Source organism: Azospirillum sp. BE72, from assembly GCF_031455875.1.
GTDB lineage: Bacteria > Pseudomonadota > Alphaproteobacteria > Azospirillales > Azospirillaceae > Azospirillum.
This window is the reverse complement of the sequence record NZ_JAVDTO010000019.1, coordinates 1-17,128: the sequence shown is the minus strand read 5'-3', so window position 1 is coordinate 17,128 and position 17,128 is coordinate 1. Positions and strand designations below refer to the sequence as shown.

Sequence of the window (17,128 nt, the reverse complement as noted above, 5' to 3'; positions counted from 1 at the left end):
CGTCAGTAGTTCGCCTTCAGGTCCATTCCGGCATAGAGCGACGCGACCTCCTCGCCATAGCCGTTGAAGGGCAGGGTCTTGCGGCGGGAGAATTCGCCGACGCGCCGCTCGGTCGCCTGACTCCAGCGCGGATGGTCGACCTCCGGATTGACGTTGGAGTAGAAGCCATATTCGCGCGGCTGCGACTTGTTCCAGGCGGTCGGCGGCTGGTCCTTCACCAGCGTGATGCTGACGATCGACTTGATCGACTTGAAGCCGTACTTCCACGGCACCACCAGCCGGATCGGCGCGCCGTTCTGGTTGGGCAGCACCTCGCCATACATGCCGACGGCGAGCAGGGTGAGCGGGTGCATCGCCTCGTCCAGCCGCAGCCCTTCGGTGTAGGGCCAGTCCAACACCCAGGAGCGCAGGCCCGGCATCTGCTTGGGATCGTTCAGGGTCTGGAAGGCGACATACTTCGCGTTGCCGGTCGGCTCCACCCGCTTCAGCAGTTCGGCCAGGGAGAAGCCGACCCAGGGGATCACCATCGACCAGCCTTCGACGCAGCGCAGGCGGTAGATGCGCTCCTCCATCGGGAATTTCAGCAGGTCTTCGATGCCGATGGTCATCGGCTTGGCGACCTCGCCGCCGATGGCGATTTCCCAGGGCCTTGTCTTGAGCGTGCCGGCATTGTCGGCGGGATCATCCTTGCCGGTGCCGAACTCATAGAAGTTGTTGTAGGTCGTGGCCGATTTCATCGGCGTGGTGGGGTCGAACTTCGGATCGGCCGGCTTGATCGTGGTCGGCACCTGGAAGGATGCAGCCAAGGCGTTACCGCTCCAAACCGGCAGGCTGCCCATCGCCATCGCGGCGGCGCCGCCGGCCATCAGGCTGCGGCGGTTGATGAACAGCTCCCGCGGCGTCACCTCGGCCTCGCGAGCCTGCGAGGTAGCGGGGAATTTGAACAGCATCGACCTCTCCCGAACGGACCATTCCTGCCAATAACCATAGGTCTGCGGCAGGCCGCCGGCAAATCACGCTCTCTACACGATTGCGTGAACGGTCGATGACGAAGCGTCAGCGCCGGCCGAGCGGGATCACGATGGCGGGACCGCCGAGACCGCCGCTGCGCGCCACCCGCCGCACCGGGAAGGGCAGCACGTCCGCCGCCGGCCTGGGCGGGCCGAGCGCCGGCATTCCGGCGAAGGAATGAGCCAGGGCGGCGCCGCTGCTGCAGGCGCGCATCCAGGAAAGCATGCAGTACATCGATGCCTGCATGGGAAACGTCCAGAGAATCATGGCCAAGCCCTGGGCTGTGACGACGGTCGAATTGGTCTCGCCCTGCGGGAGACGGTTGCGTGCCGAATGATCCCGCCGTGGTTCGGATCCATAACGAGGTCGGCTGCTGAATCGTTCCGGCACTCATACGATGGTCGGGGAGGGCATTTGTGCACGGGCAAGTTTGTGGCGCCGAGGGCCTGTGTCTGCGAACAAACTGTCGTCATCTAAAACGAAGGTCGTCCTGTCCTGGGGTAAATCGCGTGACAAAGGCCGTCGAGCTGAAGAAACCCCAACCTCCATCCTAAGTCATAGGCGTGGTCACTACGCCGGAAGTCGGATTTCCTACGAAAGGCTAAATTGACCGGAATCGCCTTTACTTCATCGTGCGGGGATGTAGGACTGCGCGGTCACTCGCCGGCTCAGGCTCGGGCGCGCGCAGGTTTGCTGCGGGTATTCGATTTTCTGGTTGGGACGGGTTGCGTTTACTGGATTGCGCTCCGGGATGATGCCGGGGCGGTCCATGGCTGTGGCGGAATGCGGCCCGTGGTGGGCCGGCGCGCTAATGGGGAACGGCATGACGGCGATGGTGGAGACGGCGGACGCGTTGGATCCGAAGGTTCTGCTGATGGCCTTGCGGCAACTGCGCAAGGGCGATTTCTCCGTGCGGCTGCCGCTCGACCTGACGGGCATGGACGGCGAGATCGCCGCCGCCTTCAACGACGTGGTCGAGCTGAACCAGAATATGACCACGGAGGTCAGCCGGCTCAGCGTCGCCATCGGCAAGGAAGGCCGCATCAGCCAGCGCGCCAAGCTGAACAACGCATCCGGCGGATGGGAAACCTGCGTCGACAGCATCAACACGCTTGTCGGCGACATGATCCAGCCGACGACGGAAATCGCGCGCGTAATCGGCGCCGTCGCCAAGGGCGACCTGTCCAAGACCATGGCGCTGGAGATCGAGGGCCGTCCGCTGCAGGGCGAGTTCCTGCGCACCGCCCGCAACGTCAACACCATGGTGGACCAGCTGGTCACCGTGACGACCGAACTGACGCGCGTCGCGCGCGAGGTCGGCATCGAGGGCAAGCTGGGCGGCCAAGCCCAGGTGAAGGGCGTCGCCGGCACCTGGAAGGATTTGACCGAGAACGTCAACGTGATGGCGGCCAACCTGACCGGTCAGGTCCGAAACATCGCGGAGGTGACGACGGCGGTCGCGAAGGGCGACCTGTCGAAGAAGATCACCGTCGACGTGAAGGGCGAAATCCTTGAGCTGAAATCCACCATCAACACCATGGTGGACCAGTTGAACAGCTTCGCCTCGGAAGTGACGCGCGTGGCGCGCGAGGTGGGTTCCGAAGGCAAGCTGGGCGGTCAGGCGAAGGTCGAGGGCGTCGGCGGCACCTGGAAGGACCTGACCGACAATGTGAACATGATGGCGGCCAACCTGACAGGGCAGGTCCGCAACATCGCGGAGGTGACGACGGCGGTCGCCAAGGGCGATTTGTCGAAGAAGATCACCGTCGACGTAAAGGGCGAGATTCTGGAGCTGAAATCCACCATCAACACCATGGTGGACCAGCTGAACAGCTTCGCCTCGGAAGTGACACGCGTGGCGCGCGAGGTGGGTTCCGAGGGCAAGCTCGGCGGTCAGGCGAAGGTCGAGGGCGTCGGCGGCACCTGGAAGGATCTGACCGACAGCGTGAACATGATGGCGGCGAATCTGACCGGTCAGGTGCGAAACATCGCCGACGTGACCACCGCCGTCGCGACGGGCGACCTGTCGAAGAAGATCACCGTCGACGTAAAGGGCGAGATTCTGGAGCTGAAATCCACCATCAACACCATGGTGGACCAGCTGAACAGCTTCGCCTCGGAAGTGACGCGCGTGGCGCGCGAGGTGGGCTCCGAAGGCAAGCTGGGCGGGCAGGCACGGGTGGAGGGCGTCGGCGGGACGTGGAAAGACCTCACCGACAGCGTGAACCTCATGGCGGCCAACCTGACGGGGCAGGTGCGCAACATCGCCGACGTGACGACCGCGGTCGCCAATGGCGACTTGTCGAAGAAGATCACCGTGCCGGTGAAGGGTGAAATCCTGGAGCTGAAGAACACCATCAACACCATGGTGGACCAGCTGAACAGCTTCGCCTCGGAAGTGACGCGCGTGGCGCGCGAGGTGGGCTCCGAGGGCAAGCTGGGCGGTCAGGCGCAGGTGAAGGGCGTCGGCGGCACCTGGAAGGACCTGACCGACAGCGTGAACGCCATGGCGACCAACCTGACGGGTCAGGTGCGCAACATCGCCGAGGTGACGACGGCGGTCGCCAATGGTGACCTGTCGAAGAAGATCACCGTCGACGTGAAGGGCGAAATCCTTGAGCTGAAATCCACCATCAACACCATGGTGGACCAGTTGAACAGCTTCGCTTCGGAAGTGACGCGCGTGGCGCGCGAGGTGGGCTCCGAAGGCAAGCTGGGCGGTCAGGCCCAGGTGAAGGGCGTCGGCGGCACCTGGAAGGATCTGACCGACAATGTGAACGCGATGGCGACCAACCTGACCGGTCAGGTGCGCAACATCGCGGAGGTGACGACGGCGGTTGCCAACGGCGACCTGTCGAAGAAGATCACCGTCGACGTGAAGGGCGAAATTCTGGAGCTGAAATCCACCATCAACACCATGGTGGACCAGTTGAACAGCTTCGCCTCCGAAGTCGCCCGCGTGGCGCGCGAGGTGGGCATCGAGGGCAAGCTGGGCGGTCAGGCTCAGGTGAAGGGCGTTGCCGGCACCTGGAAGGACCTGACCGACAACGTGAACATGATGGCGGCCAACCTGACCGGTCAGGTCCGCAACATCGCGGAGGTGACGACGGCGGTCGCAAAGGGCGACCTGTCGAAGAAGATCACCGTCGATGTGAAGGGCGAGATCTTCGAGCTGAAATCCACCATCAACACCATGGTGGACCAGCTGAACAGCTTCGCCTCGGAAGTGACACGCGTCGCAAGAGAGGTGGGTTCCGAAGGCAAGCTGGGCGGTCAGGCCAAGGTCGAAGGCGTCGGCGGTACCTGGAAGGATCTGACCGACAACGTGAACATGATGGCGGCCAACCTGACCGGTCAGGTGCGCGGCATCGCCAGCGTCGTCACCGCGGTCGCCGACGGCGACCTGAAGCGCAAGCTGGCGGTGGACGCCAAGGGCGAGATCGCGGCGCTGGCCAACACCATCAACGGCATGATCGACACGCTGGCGACCTTCGCCGATCAGGTCACCAACGTGGCGCGCGAGGTGGGCATCGAAGGCAAGCTGGGCGGTCAGGCCCGCGTGCCGGGCGCCGCCGGCCTGTGGAAGGACCTGACGGAGAACGTGAACCAGCTGGCCGCCAACCTGACCACCCAGGTGCGCGCCATCGCCGAGGTCGCCACCGCGGTGACCAAGGGCGACCTGACCCGCTCCATCACCGTGGAGGCGATGGGCGAGGTCGCGGCGCTGAAGGACAACATCAACGAGATGATCCGCAATCTTCGCGACACGACGCTGAAGAACGCGGAACAGGATTGGCTGAAGACCAACCTCGCGAAATTCACCCGCATGCTGCAGGGCGAACGCGATCTGGTCACCGTCTCCAACATGATCCTGTCGGAGATCGCGCCGCTGGTGAATGCCCAGCATGGCGTCTTCTACGTCGCCACCCGCGACCGCGACGAGCCGCTGCTGGAACTGGTCGCCTCCTACGCGCTGAAGGAGCGCAAGAACCTGTCCAACCGCTTCCACCTGAAGGAAGGTCTGGTCGGGCAGTGCGCCTACGAAAAGAAGCGCATCCTGCTGACCAACGTGCCGCGGGATTATGTCTCCATCAGCTCCGGCCTGGGCGAGGCGCCGCCGCTGAACATCATCGTCCTGCCGGTGCTGTTCGAGGACGACGTGAAGGCGGTGATCGAACTGGCGAGCTTCGGCCGCTTCAGCGAGACGCATCAGAGCTTCCTGGAGCAGCTGACCGAGAGCATCGGCATCGTTCTGAACACCATCGCCGCCAACATGCGCACCGAAGGCCTGCTGAAGCAGTCGCAGCGCCTGACCACCGAACTGCAGAGCCAGCAGGAGGAGCTGAAGACCACCAACGAGCGGCTGGAGCAGCAGGCCGCCTCGCTGCGCAAGTCGGAAGAGCTGCTGAAGGCCCAGCAGGAGAAGCTGACCACCACCAACGAGGCGCTGGAGGAAAAGGCCGAGCAGCTGGAGAAGCAGAACATCGAGGTCGAGCGCAAGAACCGCGAGGTCGTGCTTGCCAAAGCGGCGCTGGAGGAGAAGGCGGAACAGCTCGCCCTGACCTCCAAGTACAAGTCGCAATTCCTGGCGAACATGAGCCACGAGCTGCGCACGCCGCTGAACAGCCTGCTGATCCTGTCCAAGCTGCTGGCCGACAACCCGGACACCAACTTGTCCGACCGCCAGGTGGAGTTCGCCCGCACCATCCATTCCGCCGGCTCCGACCTCTTGGGACTCATCAACGACATCCTCGACCTGTCGAAGATCGAATCCGGCACCGTGACGCTGGAGATCGGCGAAGTCGTGCTGGGCGACCTGCGCAACCATGTGGAGCGCACCTTCTCGCAGGTGGCGCAGGAAAAGAAGCTGGCCTTCGCCATCGAGATGGACGAGGCGCTGCCCGCCAGCATCCAGACCGACGAGAAGCGGCTGGCCCAGGTGCTGAACAACCTGCTGTCCAACGCCTTCAAGTTCACGGACACCGGCGGCATCACCTTCCGCGTCGCCCCGGCGACGGAGGGCTGGAGCGTCGCGCACCCGACGCTGAACGCGGCCTCGTCGGTGCTGGCCTTCACCGTGATCGACACCGGCATCGGCATCCCCGAGGACAAGCAGCGCATCATCTTCGAGGCGTTCCAGCAGGCCGACGGCACCACCAGCCGCAAATACGGCGGCACCGGCCTCGGCCTGTCGATCAGCCGCGAAATCGCCCGCCTGCTGGGGGGCGAGATCCGGGTGACCAGCACGCCCGGCAAGGGCAGCGCCTTCACGCTTTATGTCCCGCGCAGCTACGACGTCGCGGAGGAAACCGCCAACCCGCTGGTCGCGGCGGCCAGTACCGCGCTGGTGCCCGCCGGCCTGCTGACCAAGCGGCCGGAGGCGGCCACCCGCCCGGTGGTGGCGTCCGGCCCGCAAGAAGGACTCGCCCTGCTGGAGATGCAGCCGGCCGGCGACGACCGCGAGCGCATCCGCGCCGGCGAGCCGGTGGTGCTGATCGTGGAGGACGACGCCACCTTCGCCTCCATCCTGATCGATCTGGCGCGCGAGAAGGGCTTCCGCACGGTTCTGTCGGCCGGCGGGGCGGCGGCGCTGCCGCTGGCGCGCAAATACCGGCCGGATGCCGTGCTGCTCGACATCGGGCTGCCGGACATGGACGGCTGGGCCCTGCTGGACCTGCTGAAGCGCGACCCGCAGACCCGCCATATCCCGGTCCACGTCATCTCCGCCAAGGACGAACGGCGGCGCGGCCTGTCGATGGGCGCCTTCGATTATTCGGAGAAGCCGGTGGAGCGCGAGGCGATCTTCGACGCCCTGAACCGGGTGAAGAGCTTCAAGGAACGCGATCACCGCAAGCTGCTGGTGGTGGAGAAGGACAATCCGCAGCCGGGCGCCGTCGCCGCCCTGATCGGCAACGGTGACGTGGAGACCCACACCGTCACCTCCATCGAAGCGGCGATGGCGGCGCTGTCGGCAGACCGCTTCGACTGCATGGTGCTGGATCTGTCCAGCCCGGCGCTGCCCGGCCCCTCCGCCGCCGACTTCGAACTGGTGGAATGGCTGCGCACCCGCGACACGCTCGCCTGGATGCCGGTGGTGGTCTATGTCGGCCCCGACATCACGGCGGAGGACGAGGCGCGGCTGCGCCGGCTGGCCGAGACCGTGGTGCTGAAGAGCGCCCGGTCACCCGCCGGCCTGCTCGACGAAACCGCGCTGTTCCTGCACCGTGCCGTGGACAAGCTGCCCGACGACAAGCGGCGCAGCATCCTGGACCTGCGCCAGCATGATCCGTCGCTGGCCGGGAAGCGGGTGCTGGTGATCGACGACGACATCCGCAACATCTTCTCGCTCGCCAGCGTGATGGAGGCCCACAGGATCGAGGTCCTGCACGCCGAGAGCGGGCGCGAGGGGATCGAGCGGCTGCGCGCCGACCCGGGCGTCGACGTGGTGCTGGTCGACATCATGATGCCGGAAATGGACGGCTACGAAACCATGCGCACGATCCGCAGCATCGACGAGTTCCGCGGCCTGCCGATGATCGCCGTCACCGCGAAGGCGATGAAGGGCGACCGCGACAAGTGCATCGAAGCCGGAGCGACCGATTACATCGCCAAGCCGGTGGACATCGACCATCTGCTGTCCCTGCTGCGGATCTGGACCGCCAAGGGCGGCAGGCCGCAGCCGCGCGGCGGGGTTCCGGCATGACCCGGCGCAAGCTGCGCCCGGCGCGGGTGGCACGGCGCGGGCCGTTCGTGCCGCCGCCGGCATTTCCGGTGCCGGCGGTTCGCCGCTCGCGGCTGCTCGGCACCACCAGCGTCCAGCCGGCCGGCAAGGATGATGTGCGCCAGACGCTTCTGCCGCCGGATGTGGCGCTGCCTGCACCGGCGCCCGTTCCGGCCGCCACACCCTCACCGGCGGCCGGTGCCCCCGCGGGATGGGAAAGCATGACCACCGACGCTCCTCCGCAGCCTGACAAGGCCGACGTGGCGATCCTGATCGTCGATGACGACCCGCGGAACCTGTTCGCCGTGCGCGAGACGCTGGAGGACATGAACGCGCAGCTCGTCCTGGCCCGGTCGGGGGAAGAGGCGCTGAAGCACCTGCTGCGCCAGGACTTCGCGCTGATCCTGCTCGACGTCCATATGCCGGGGATGGACGGCTACGAGACGGCGGAGCTGATCCGCCTGCGCGAGAAGTCGCGCCACATCCCCATCATCTTCCTGACCGCCATCAACAAGGACGAGTCGCATATCTTCCGCGGCTATGCCAGCGGCGCCGTGGACTACATGTTCAAGCCGGTCGATCCGCACATCCTGAAATGCAAGGTGTCGGTCTTCGTCGACCTCTATCGCAAGACGGAGGCGGTGAAGCGGGAGGTCGAGGCCAAGCAGCGCCTGCTGGACGAGAACGAGCGGGTGCGGCGCGAGATGCGGCAGGCCGAACAGGCGCTGCGCCGGTCGGAGGAGCGGCAGGCGCTGATCCTGGGGCAACTGCCGATCGTGCTCTACACCGCCAATCTGACGCCGGGAATCCCGTTCCGCTACCTGTCGGACACGGCCCGGTCGGTGCTTGGCTGTCCGCCCGCCCGCTTCATCGAGGATCCCGGCTACTGGGAAGCGGGGCTTCATCCGGACGACCGCAACCGCGTGCTGCGCCAGTTGGAATCGATCCACGACACCGGGCTGACGACGGTCGAGTACCGCTGGCGCTGCCCGGACGGCAGCGAACGGCATCTGCTGGACCAGGCGGTGGTGGTGCGCGACGAGGACGGCCAGCCGGCCGAGCTGTTCGGCACCATCCTGGACGTGACCGAGACGCGCCAGGCCCAGCGCCAGCTCGCCCACGCACAGAAGATGGAGATGGTCGGCCAGCTGACCGGCGGCATCGCCCACGACTTCAACAACATGCTGATGGTGGTGATCGGCAGCCTGGAACGGCTGGTCCCCGGCCTTGCCGAGGATCCGAAGGCGGCGAAGCGGGCGGAGATGGCGCTGCAGGCGGCGCTGCGCTGTTCCGACATGACGCGGCGCCTGCTGACCTTCGCGCGGCGCCAGCAGCTTCACCCGGAGCCGGTCGATCTCGGCGCGCTGGTCGCCGGCATGGGCGAACTGATGGAGCGCACGTTGGGTGGTGGCGTCGCCATCGCCATCGAAGCGCCGGCCGCCGATGCGGAGCCGCTGTGGACCGCGTCGGTCGATCGGTCGCAGGCGGAATCGGCCCTGCTGAACCTCGTCATCAACGCCCGCGATGCCATGCCCGGCGGCGGCACCCTGCGCATCCGCACGGAAAACGCCCGTTTCGAGGAAATGCAGTCCGCCCATGGCATGTCCGTCCCGGCCGGGGACTACATCCTGCTGTCGGTGTCCGACAGCGGATGCGGCATGCCGCCGGACGTGCTGGAGCGCGCTTTCGAGCCCTTCTTCACCACCAAGGAGGCGGGGAAGGGTACCGGCCTCGGCCTTGCCATGATCCATGGCTTCGTCAAGCAGTCGGGCGGGCTGATCGGCATCGACAGCAGCCCGGGCGTCGGCACCACCTTCCGCCTTTACCTGCCGCGGGCGGCAGTCGACGCGGTCCATGGCTCTGCCTCCGACGAGGATGGCGCCGTCGAGGCGTTCGCCGGCCGCGGCGAGACGGTGCTGGTGGTGGATGACGACGCCGACGTGCGCGCCGTCGCCGTCCAGGCCGTGGGGGCGCTGGGTTACCGCGTGCTGGAAGCCGACGGGGCGGAAGCGGCGCTGACCCTGCTGGACCGCCAGCCGGTCGATCTCCTGTTCACCGATATCGTGATGCCGGGCGGCCTCAACGGGCGCGAACTGGCGCGCGAGGGGCTGCGCCGTCACCCCTCGCTGCGGGTGCTGTTCGCCTCGGGTTATGCCAACGGAACCAGTGCGCCGGAGCCGGAGGCCGGCGCCGCCATGCCGGCAGACGACGGCACCGATCCGGGTGCGGTGCTTGGGGCCGTGTTGAGCCGGGCGGAGACGCTGGCCAAGCCCTATCGCGACGGCGATCTTGCCCGCGCTCTGCGCCGCGCGCTGGATCTGCAGTCCCCTCTCGCGCCGGCGGAGGCCGTCCGGGGCTGACGAGGGGGATCGATGGCGGCGCCGTCCCACGCCGCCGGTTGTGCACATTAGGTCAGGTTTTGGTTCATGGTTTTGTCCGACGATGCGCTTGCCCTGCTTCGAAGCTCGATCCGTTCGGTATGGGCGCTCGAACTTCTGCTTCTGCTGCGCCGGAACCCCGAGCGCGAATGGTCGAACGGCGATCTCGTGCGGGAGTTGCGGGGCAGCGACGTGGTGGTCCAGGAAGCGCTTGCTGGTTTCCTTGGGGCCGGGCTGGTGGTGGCGCTGGCGGACGGCCGCCACCGCTACCATCCCGCCGCACCCGTCCTCGACCAGTGGGTCGAGGAGATCGCGCAGGCCTATGCCACCCGTCCGTCCGCGGTCATCCGGGAGATCTTCGCCGCCCCCGGAAACAAGGTGCAGATCTTCGCCGATTCCTTCCGATTCCGCCTCAACGACTGACGACGGTGAATGACATGATCGCCGCTTTCCAATCCGACATCGTGGACCGATGCCCCTCTCCGCCCGGGCGAGCGGGGTGGAGGAGCTGACATGGACGTCGTGAAGTCGGCGGTTTATCTGCTGTGCTTTGCCGCCAGCCTGCTGTGCATGGTCCTGCTGTTGCGCAGCTACCTGCGGTCGCGCAGCCGGCTTCTGCTGTGGAGCACGCTGTGCTTCGTCTGTCTGGCGATCAACAACCTGCTGCTGTTCATCGATGTCGTCGTCCTGCCGACCCAGGTCGACCTGCTGCCGTTCCGGCAGTTCTCCGCCATGGCCGGCGTGGGCGTGCTGCTCTATGGCTTCATCTGGGATGCAGAGTGATGCTGCCGACGACCTACAGCTTCTTCACCGGTGCGCTTGCGGCACTCTATGCGGTGGCCGGACTGTTCTTCCTCAGTTTCTGGAGGAGGACGCGAGACGCGCTGTTCGTCTCCTTCGCGCTGGCCTTTGCCCTGCTGGCGGTGAACCAGACCGTGCTGGCGCTCGGCGGGCTGGAGCGGGAGGAGCAGAGCTGGGTCTATCTGCTGCGGCTGCTGGCCTTCCTCGTGATCATCGCGGCCATCGTACGCAAGAATTTCGAGGGACGCCGCCACCGCTGAGGGGGGGCGCTTCCGGGTCACTTCCGCCCGTCGCCGAACCGTCGGCAGTCCCACTCGTCGGTGCCGGACGACGCCCGGCCGCCGTTGGAGGTGCGGTAGCGCCCGTCATCGCACTGGCCGTTGCCGGCATAGCGGCTGTAGCCGTCCCGGCCCCGTCCGCCGTAATGCCCGTTACCATAATGATAGCCGTTGTCGTAGCCGCCACGGCGGTGGTGGCGCCGGTCGCGCTCGTAATCCCGGTCGTCGTCATCGTCATCGCCGGCGGTCGCCGCCAGCACGCCCAGCCCGACCACCGCGGCGCCGAGCAGCAGGGCGCCCGTCATGTCGTCGTTGCCGTTCCCATTGCCGGCGCAGCCCGGCAGGGCCAGCGACACCGCAAGGCAAGCGGCCAACACCGACCTGCCGCCGAAGACACCGCGCCGCACCGTCTTTTCCATCGCCGTCTCCCAGCATGCAGGTACTTTCATGCATGAACACACAGGCGGAGTTTTTCATCCAGTACCATTATAATTTCTTTTTAGAAATATTTGCCCTTCCTCGCATTTGCTGTCCTGAAAGCATGCGGGGGTGCACACCACGGGGCTTGGCCCGGCCGGGATGAAGCCCTATGGTCGGCCTGCTGTCGCCAAAATGGGGAGTGCGTGGATGTTCACCGCCAGGATCCTGCTGCTCGGCTCCGGTGAGCTGGGCAAGGAATTCGTCATCGCCGCCAAGCGGCTGGGCTGCGAGGTCATCGCTTGCGACAGCTACGCCAACGCGCCTGCGATGCAGGTCGCCGACCGGGCGGAGGTGTTCTCCATGCTCGACGCCGACGCCCTGCGCGCCGCCATCGCCAAGCATCGCCCCGACTTCATCGTGCCTGAGGTGGAGGCGATCCGCACCGAGGTGCTGCACGAATTCGAGGATGCCGGCACCACCGTCGTGCCGTCGGCCCGCGCCGCCACCATGACGATGAACCGCGACCGCATCCGCGAGGTCGCCGCGACGGAGCTTGGCCTGCGCACCTCGCGCTACCGCTATGCCGAAAGCCTGGAGGAGGTCCGCGCCGGGGCGGAGCACACCGGTTTCCCCTGCGTCATCAAGCCGGTGATGTCGTCGTCGGGAAAGGGGCAGAGCACGGTGCAGGACGCGGCCGGGCTGGAAGCCGCCTGGGACTATGCGGTGGCGAACATGCGCGGCGACCGCCGCAAGGTGATCGTCGAGGAATTCGTCGCCTTCGAATACGAGATCACGCTGCTGACCGTCCGCACCCGCGACGGCATCCTCTATTGCGAACCGATCGGCCACCGGCAGGAGCGCGGCGACTACCAGGAATCCTGGCAGCCGGTCGCCATGCCGCAGGCGATGCTGGACGACGCCAAGGCGATGGCGGCCCGCGTCGTCGACAATCTCGGCGGCTACGGCATCTTCGGCGTCGAGTTCTTCGTGACCGCCGACGAGGTCGTCTTCTCGGAACTGTCGCCGCGCCCGCACGACACCGGCATGGTCACCCTGCTGTCGCAGAACCTGTCGGAATTCGAACTGCACGCCCGCGCCATCCTGGGCCTGCCGATCCCGAACATCGTCTGCCGCGCACCGTCGGCCTCCGCCGTCATCCTGGCCGACCGTGAGTCCGAGACTTTCCGCATCGAGGGGCTGGCCGATGCGCTGAGCCTCGGTTCGGTGGAGCAGGAGGTCGATGTCCGCCTGTTCGGCAAGCCGACCACCCGCAAGAACCGCCGCATGGGCGTCGCGCTCGCCACCGGCACCGACACCGACGACGCGCGGGCGCGGGCCAAGCAGGCGGCGGACAAGATGTCGATCCGGTATTCGTGACGACCGGATCAGGCCGCGGGCGGGTGGTCGTTGCCCGCGGCAGCATTCTCAGGAGGCGGCTGCCAGCATAGTGGACGGGGCATCGGATGCCATCATCGACACGGGCCGTCCGGTGACGATGGACAGGGGGGCGGTTGCCCGGCCTTCCCGATAGCCGAACGTGACGTAATGCGCCGTTGCCGCAGCTTCATCGTTCAGCCTGCGCTGCAGATCGGGGTTCCGCGACAGATAGGCGGAGGCGTTGAAGGTGGTCTTTCTTCCCTCCTGCCGTCCACTGGTGGCGTAATGAAGCGCTGCCGCAGTGGTGTTGGTGCCGAAGGCCTGGATCAGGTCGGGGTTGGCCGCAATGTAGGCCATGGTGTTGAAGTACGTGTTGCGTCCTTCCAATCGCCCAGAGTTGATGTAATGCACGGCGGCCGCGGAGGTGTTCGTGCCCAGGGCCGCGCCGAGGTCCGGGTTGGCAGCCAGATATCCCGCGGCATCAAAGGTGGTTGCGCGGGGTTCGATGTAGCCGCCCCTGACATAATGATTGAAAGCGGCCGTTTGGTCGGTGCCGAATGCCGCAGCCAGATCCCTGTTTGCCGCCAGATAGCTCAGCGGATCGAAACTCCTGGCACTGGATACCGCTGCGGTACGGTCGTAGAAGCGAACATATTCGACGTTTGACAGGAAGTCCGAGCCATTGTTGTTGTCGAGAAGCGCGGCCTGCCCATTGTAGCTGACCAATCTATCGGAATAGTAATACTGGCTGCTGATGACTGTATCCGTTCCTTCCCCGCCATCGATGGTGTCGATGCCGTACCCGCCGGCAATGAGGTCGTCACCCCCGCCGCCGCTGATGTAGTCGCTTCCCGAATAGCCATACAGGATGTCCGACTGGGACGAGCCGAAGATCTGATCGTTGCCGGCCAGCATCGATGAGGTGGTCAGGGCGCTTGCAAGGCCATAGATGCTGGAAAAGCTCAGGTTGGCATTGCTGAAAGATACCAGAGGCCCGCCACCCGGCTGGGTCGCGGTGATGGACGTGATGCGGCCTGATACATTTGAATCGGTGATGTTCAGAACACCTCCGACCGCGACGTCCATCACCGGCGCGCCATTTTTGGAATAGCGGATCGTGATCTGAGAAGCGCTTTGCGAAAGAAGATAATAGTTGTCGAAATCGGCCCCGGCGATATCACCGTTTCCAGACAGATTGACCCGCACATTCGCGACAACGGTGCTCATCTCAAATCCTCTTTTCTCTTATGGCTTTGCGGCGTCGATCGACGCCTTATGCCCGTTTGGCGACCAATCGCCGGACGTCGGAATGGGAGTCGAATTTGCGGTGGGAATGGCTCGTGGGATGGCAGCCTTGCAGCAAAACTGGCACGTTGCATTCTCTACCTGGAGCGGAGGAATGTAACCTGCGGAATACACCCTGAAGTATAAATATGGAATTTTGAGAAGTCTAGGGTTGAGCAATGCTCGCGGTGGTCATATGCCTACGATGTTTCCCTCTGTGCGATGCCGCTACCGCCCCAGCAGCCTGTCCACCCGCCGCAGCGCCGGGAACATCGCCGCCCACAGACCGGCCAGCCCGACCGCGCCGACGCCGCCCAGCACCACCGCCGGCACCGCCCCGATCATCGCCGCGACGCTGCCGGACTCGAATTCGCCCAACTGGTTCGACGCGCCGATGAACAGCGAGGTGACGGCGCCGACCCGGCCCCGCATCTCGTCGGGGGTGGACAGCTGGATCAGGGTCTGGCGGACGAACATGCTGACCTGATCGGTGGCGCCGACCGCCAGCAGGGCGATGAAGGACAGCACCGGATCGGCCGACAGCCCGAAGGCGATGGTGGCGACGCCGAACCCCGCCACCGCGATCAGCATCCAGCGCCCGGCATGGCGCTTCACTCCCCAGCGGGTGATGACCATCGCCATGGCAAGCGCCCCCAGCGCCGGGGCGGAGCGCAGAAGGCCGAGGCCCCATGGCCCGACGAACAGCACGTCGCGGGCATAGATCGGCAGCAGCGCCGTCGCCCCGCCCAGCAGCACGGCGAACAGGTCGAGCGATATGGCACCCAATATCTCCGGCCGGCTGCGGATGAAGGCGGCGCCGGCCAGCATGCTCGACAGGCTCATGGCGCGCTTGGTCATGGTGAGCGGGCGGGGCCGGCAGGCGGCGATCAGCAACACTGACAGCACCAGCATCGCCGTGCTGACGCCATAGACCGCCGCCGGGCCGGCGATGTACAGCAAGCCGCCCAGCGCCGGGCCGGAGATCTGCGCCACCTGCACCCCGGACGACTGCCAGGCGACGGCGTTGGGCAGATCCTCCAGCGGCACGGTCGCCGACAGGATCGCCTGATTGGCCGGCCCTTCGAAGGACTTGGCGAGCCCGATCAGCGCCACCACGGCGAAGATCGCGTGCGGCGACAGGGCGCCCGCCATGGTCAGCAGGAACAGCGCGGCGACCGCGACCATTTCGACGGACAAGGCGCCGAACAGCACCGACTTGCGGTCGTTGTTATCGACGACATGGCCGGCAACAAGGACCAGCGCCAGGGTGGGCAGGAACTGGAACAGCCCGACCAGCCCGAGGTCCAGCGGGTTGTCGGTCATGGCGTAGACCTGCCAGCCGACCGCCACCACCTGCATCTGGATCGCCAGCATCGAACAGACCCGCGCGCACCAGAACAGGGCGAAGGCGCGGTGGCGGAAGGCCGACCGGAAACTATCCCCGGCCGCTGGCACACTGGTCATTCAGACTGGCTCCAGAAGTGTGGCGAGCCCCAGCCCGCCGCCGATGCCGAGCGTGGCGAGCCCCCGGCGGGGCGACATGCCCGCCGCCGGGAACAGAAGCTCGGTGAAGAGGCGCGTCACCAGTATGGCTCCCGACGCGCCATAGGGATGGCCGAGCGCCAGCGCTCCGCCGCCGACCGACACGCGCGACTGGTCGATGCCCAACGCGTCGAGACTGGCCAGCACCTGGGAGGCGAAGGCCTCGTTGAACTCGATCAGGTCGATGTCGGCGACCGACAGGCCGGGATTGCGGGCAAGCAGCTTGGTCACCGCCGGGATCGGGCCGGTGCCGAGCAGGGTCGGGTCCACGCCTGCCGCGGCGGAATCGACCACCGCCAGCCCGTGGGTCAACCCGAGCGCGCGGAACTTCCGCTCCGACACCACCGCCACAACGGCGGCACCGTCATTGACCGGGCAGGCGTTGCCGGCGGTCACGGTGCCGTCCGGCCGCAGGATGGGGCGCAACGCCGCCAACTTTTCGAGGTTGGTGTCTGCACGCGGGCACTCGTCGCGGTCGATGACGCGGCCGTCGCGCAAGGTGAGCGGCACGATCTCGCGGTCGAAGCGTCCGGCGGCTTGCGCGGCCACGGCCTTGCGGTGGCTGTCCAGGGCGTAGCGGTCTTGCCGGGCGCGGTCGATGCCGTAGACGGCGGCGACAGTCTCCGCAGCTTCGATCATAGACGGGTCGCCGATCTCGTCGGGGGCGAAGCGGGCGCGGTCGTAGAAGCTCGGGCTGCGGTAGAGGCTGGACGGCTTGGCGACGCGCCAGGGGGCGGTGCTGGTGCTCTCCACCCCGCCGGCCAGCACGACGTCGCAGGCGCCGGACTGCACCAGCCGGGCGGCGAGGTTGACCGCCTCCAGCCCGGACCCGCATTGCCGGTCCACCGTCACGCCCGGCACCGAGACCGGCAGGCCGGCCGCCAACGCCGACAGCCGTGCGACATTGCCGCCGGGGCCGACCGCGTTGCCCAGCAGCACCTCGTCCACCTCGGCCGGGTCAATCCCGGCATCGGTCAGAACCGCCCGGATGACCGGCGCGGCGAGATCCTCGACGGGCAGTTCGCGCAGGGCACCGCCGATGCGGCCGACGGGCGTGCGCCGGGCGGCGACGATGATCGGACGGGTCATGCGCGGTTCCCTCCCGATTCCCCTCTCCCCCCCGGGGAGAGGGTTAGGGTGAGGGGGTTCCGCAGCTTGGATCTCTTCGGCTGATCCGGCGCGGGGGGGGGCCCCCCCCCCCCCCCCCCCCCCCCCCCCCCCCCCCCCCGGGGGGGGGGGGGGGGGGGGGGGGGGGGGGGGGGGCGGCCCGCCCGCCGACGCGCAGGCGCAACGAGAAAAACACGACCGCAAACAGA

Annotated in this window: 12 protein-coding genes; 6 read left to right on the top strand and 6 right to left on the bottom strand. The window is 66.7% G+C overall.

Annotation, left to right across the window (positions count from 1 at the left end):
• Positions 1–2: 2 nt before the first annotated feature.
• The gene (msrP, locus tag J2Y49_RS28245) at positions 3–950 is read right to left on the bottom strand and encodes a protein-methionine-sulfoxide reductase catalytic subunit MsrP (RefSeq protein WP_310118749.1); all 948 of its coding nucleotides are present in this window, start codon (positions 948–950) and stop codon (positions 3–5) included.
• 106 nt (positions 951–1,056) lie between these two features.
• Positions 1,057–1,257, bottom strand: coding sequence for a hypothetical protein (locus J2Y49_RS28240; RefSeq protein WP_310118748.1), 201 nt, complete (start codon positions 1,255–1,257; stop codon positions 1,057–1,059).
• A gap of 523 nt (positions 1,258–1,780) precedes the next feature.
• Here J2Y49_RS28240 and J2Y49_RS28235 point away from each other — a divergent pair.
• From J2Y49_RS28235 to J2Y49_RS28215, 5 genes are all read left to right on the top strand, one after another.
• Positions 1,781–7,714, top strand: a complete 5,934-nt coding sequence (locus J2Y49_RS28235) for a HAMP domain-containing protein (protein WP_310118746.1) — start codon at positions 1,781–1,783, stop codon at positions 7,712–7,714.
• A complete protein-coding gene (locus tag J2Y49_RS28230; protein WP_310118744.1) occupies positions 7,711–10,092 on the top strand; it encodes a response regulator in 2,382 nt (793 codons plus the stop codon). Before J2Y49_RS28235 ends, J2Y49_RS28230 begins: the two co-directional genes overlap by 4 nt.
• A gap of 66 nt (positions 10,093–10,158) precedes the next feature.
• Positions 10,159–10,533 carry a hypothetical protein gene (locus tag J2Y49_RS28225; protein WP_310118742.1) on the top strand — a complete coding sequence of 125 codons (375 nt, stop codon included), beginning with the start codon at positions 10,159–10,161 and terminating at the stop codon, positions 10,531–10,533.
• A 90-nt stretch (positions 10,534–10,623) separates the two neighbouring features.
• Positions 10,624–10,893 carry a DUF5985 family protein gene (locus J2Y49_RS28220; RefSeq protein WP_310118740.1) on the top strand — a complete coding sequence of 90 codons (270 nt, stop codon included), beginning with the start codon at positions 10,624–10,626 and terminating at the stop codon, positions 10,891–10,893.
• The gene (locus J2Y49_RS28215; protein ID WP_310118738.1) at positions 10,893–11,171 is read left to right on the top strand and encodes a DUF5985 family protein; all 279 of its coding nucleotides are present in this window, start codon (positions 10,893–10,895) and stop codon (positions 11,169–11,171) included. The genes J2Y49_RS28220 and J2Y49_RS28215 overlap by 1 nt, the downstream gene beginning before the upstream one ends.
• 17 nt (positions 11,172–11,188) lie before the next feature.
• On the opposite strand, the gene J2Y49_RS28210 is transcribed toward J2Y49_RS28215, so the two are convergent.
• Positions 11,189–11,608 (bottom strand): hypothetical protein, encoded by a 420-nt coding sequence (locus tag J2Y49_RS28210; RefSeq protein ID WP_310118737.1) that lies wholly within the window; start codon positions 11,606–11,608, stop codon positions 11,189–11,191.
• Positions 11,609–11,816: 208 nt separating this feature from the next.
• Here J2Y49_RS28210 and purT point away from each other — a divergent pair, with 208 nt between their 5' ends.
• Positions 11,817–12,986 (top strand): formate-dependent phosphoribosylglycinamide formyltransferase, encoded by a 1,170-nt coding sequence (gene purT / locus J2Y49_RS28205; RefSeq protein WP_310118735.1) that lies wholly within the window; start codon positions 11,817–11,819, stop codon positions 12,984–12,986.
• A gap of 48 nt (positions 12,987–13,034) precedes the next feature.
• Here purT and J2Y49_RS28200 read toward each other — a convergent pair whose 3' ends face one another.
• From J2Y49_RS28200 to J2Y49_RS28190, 3 genes are all read right to left on the bottom strand, one after another.
• The gene (locus J2Y49_RS28200; protein ID WP_310118733.1) at positions 13,035–14,213 is read right to left on the bottom strand and encodes a hypothetical protein; all 1,179 of its coding nucleotides are present in this window, start codon (positions 14,211–14,213) and stop codon (positions 13,035–13,037) included.
• Between the two features lie 285 nt (positions 14,214–14,498).
• On the bottom strand, positions 14,499–15,734 hold the full coding sequence (locus J2Y49_RS28195; RefSeq protein WP_310118731.1) for an MFS transporter: 1,236 nt from the start codon (positions 15,732–15,734) through the stop codon (positions 14,499–14,501).
• On the bottom strand, positions 15,735–16,901 hold the full coding sequence (locus J2Y49_RS28190; protein WP_310118730.1) for a thiolase family protein: 1,167 nt from the start codon (positions 16,899–16,901) through the stop codon (positions 15,735–15,737).
• Between the last annotated feature and the right edge of the window lie 227 nt (positions 16,902–17,128).

Bases quoted from the DNA above. Each gene is read 5' to 3' on its own strand.
- msrP (WP_310118749.1), bottom strand. From the start codon at position 950: ATGCTGTTCAAATTCCCCGCTACCTCGCAGGCTCGCGAGGCCGAGGTG.
- J2Y49_RS28195 (WP_310118731.1), bottom strand. From the start codon at position 15,734: ATGACCAGTGTGCCAGCGGCCGGGGATAGTTTCCGGTCGGCCTTCCGC.
- J2Y49_RS28235 (WP_310118746.1), top strand. From the start codon at position 1,781: ATGGCTGTGGCGGAATGCGGCCCGTGGTGGGCCGGCGCGCTAATGGGG.
- J2Y49_RS28230 (WP_310118744.1), top strand. From the start codon at position 7,711: ATGACCCGGCGCAAGCTGCGCCCGGCGCGGGTGGCACGGCGCGGGCCG.
- J2Y49_RS28220 (WP_310118740.1), top strand. From the start codon at position 10,624: ATGGACGTCGTGAAGTCGGCGGTTTATCTGCTGTGCTTTGCCGCCAGC.
- J2Y49_RS28225 (WP_310118742.1), top strand. From the start codon at position 10,159: ATGGTTTTGTCCGACGATGCGCTTGCCCTGCTTCGAAGCTCGATCCGT.
- J2Y49_RS28190 (WP_310118730.1), bottom strand. From the start codon at position 16,901: ATGACCCGTCCGATCATCGTCGCCGCCCGGCGCACGCCCGTCGGCCGC.
- J2Y49_RS28210 (WP_310118737.1), bottom strand. From the start codon at position 11,608: ATGGAAAAGACGGTGCGGCGCGGTGTCTTCGGCGGCAGGTCGGTGTTG.
- purT (WP_310118735.1), top strand. From the start codon at position 11,817: ATGTTCACCGCCAGGATCCTGCTGCTCGGCTCCGGTGAGCTGGGCAAG.
- J2Y49_RS28240 (WP_310118748.1), bottom strand. From the start codon at position 1,257: ATGCAGGCATCGATGTACTGCATGCTTTCCTGGATGCGCGCCTGCAGC.
- J2Y49_RS28200 (WP_310118733.1), bottom strand. From the start codon at position 14,213: ATGAGCACCGTTGTCGCGAATGTGCGGGTCAATCTGTCTGGAAACGGT.
- J2Y49_RS28215 (WP_310118738.1), top strand. From the start codon at position 10,893: ATGCTGCCGACGACCTACAGCTTCTTCACCGGTGCGCTTGCGGCACTC.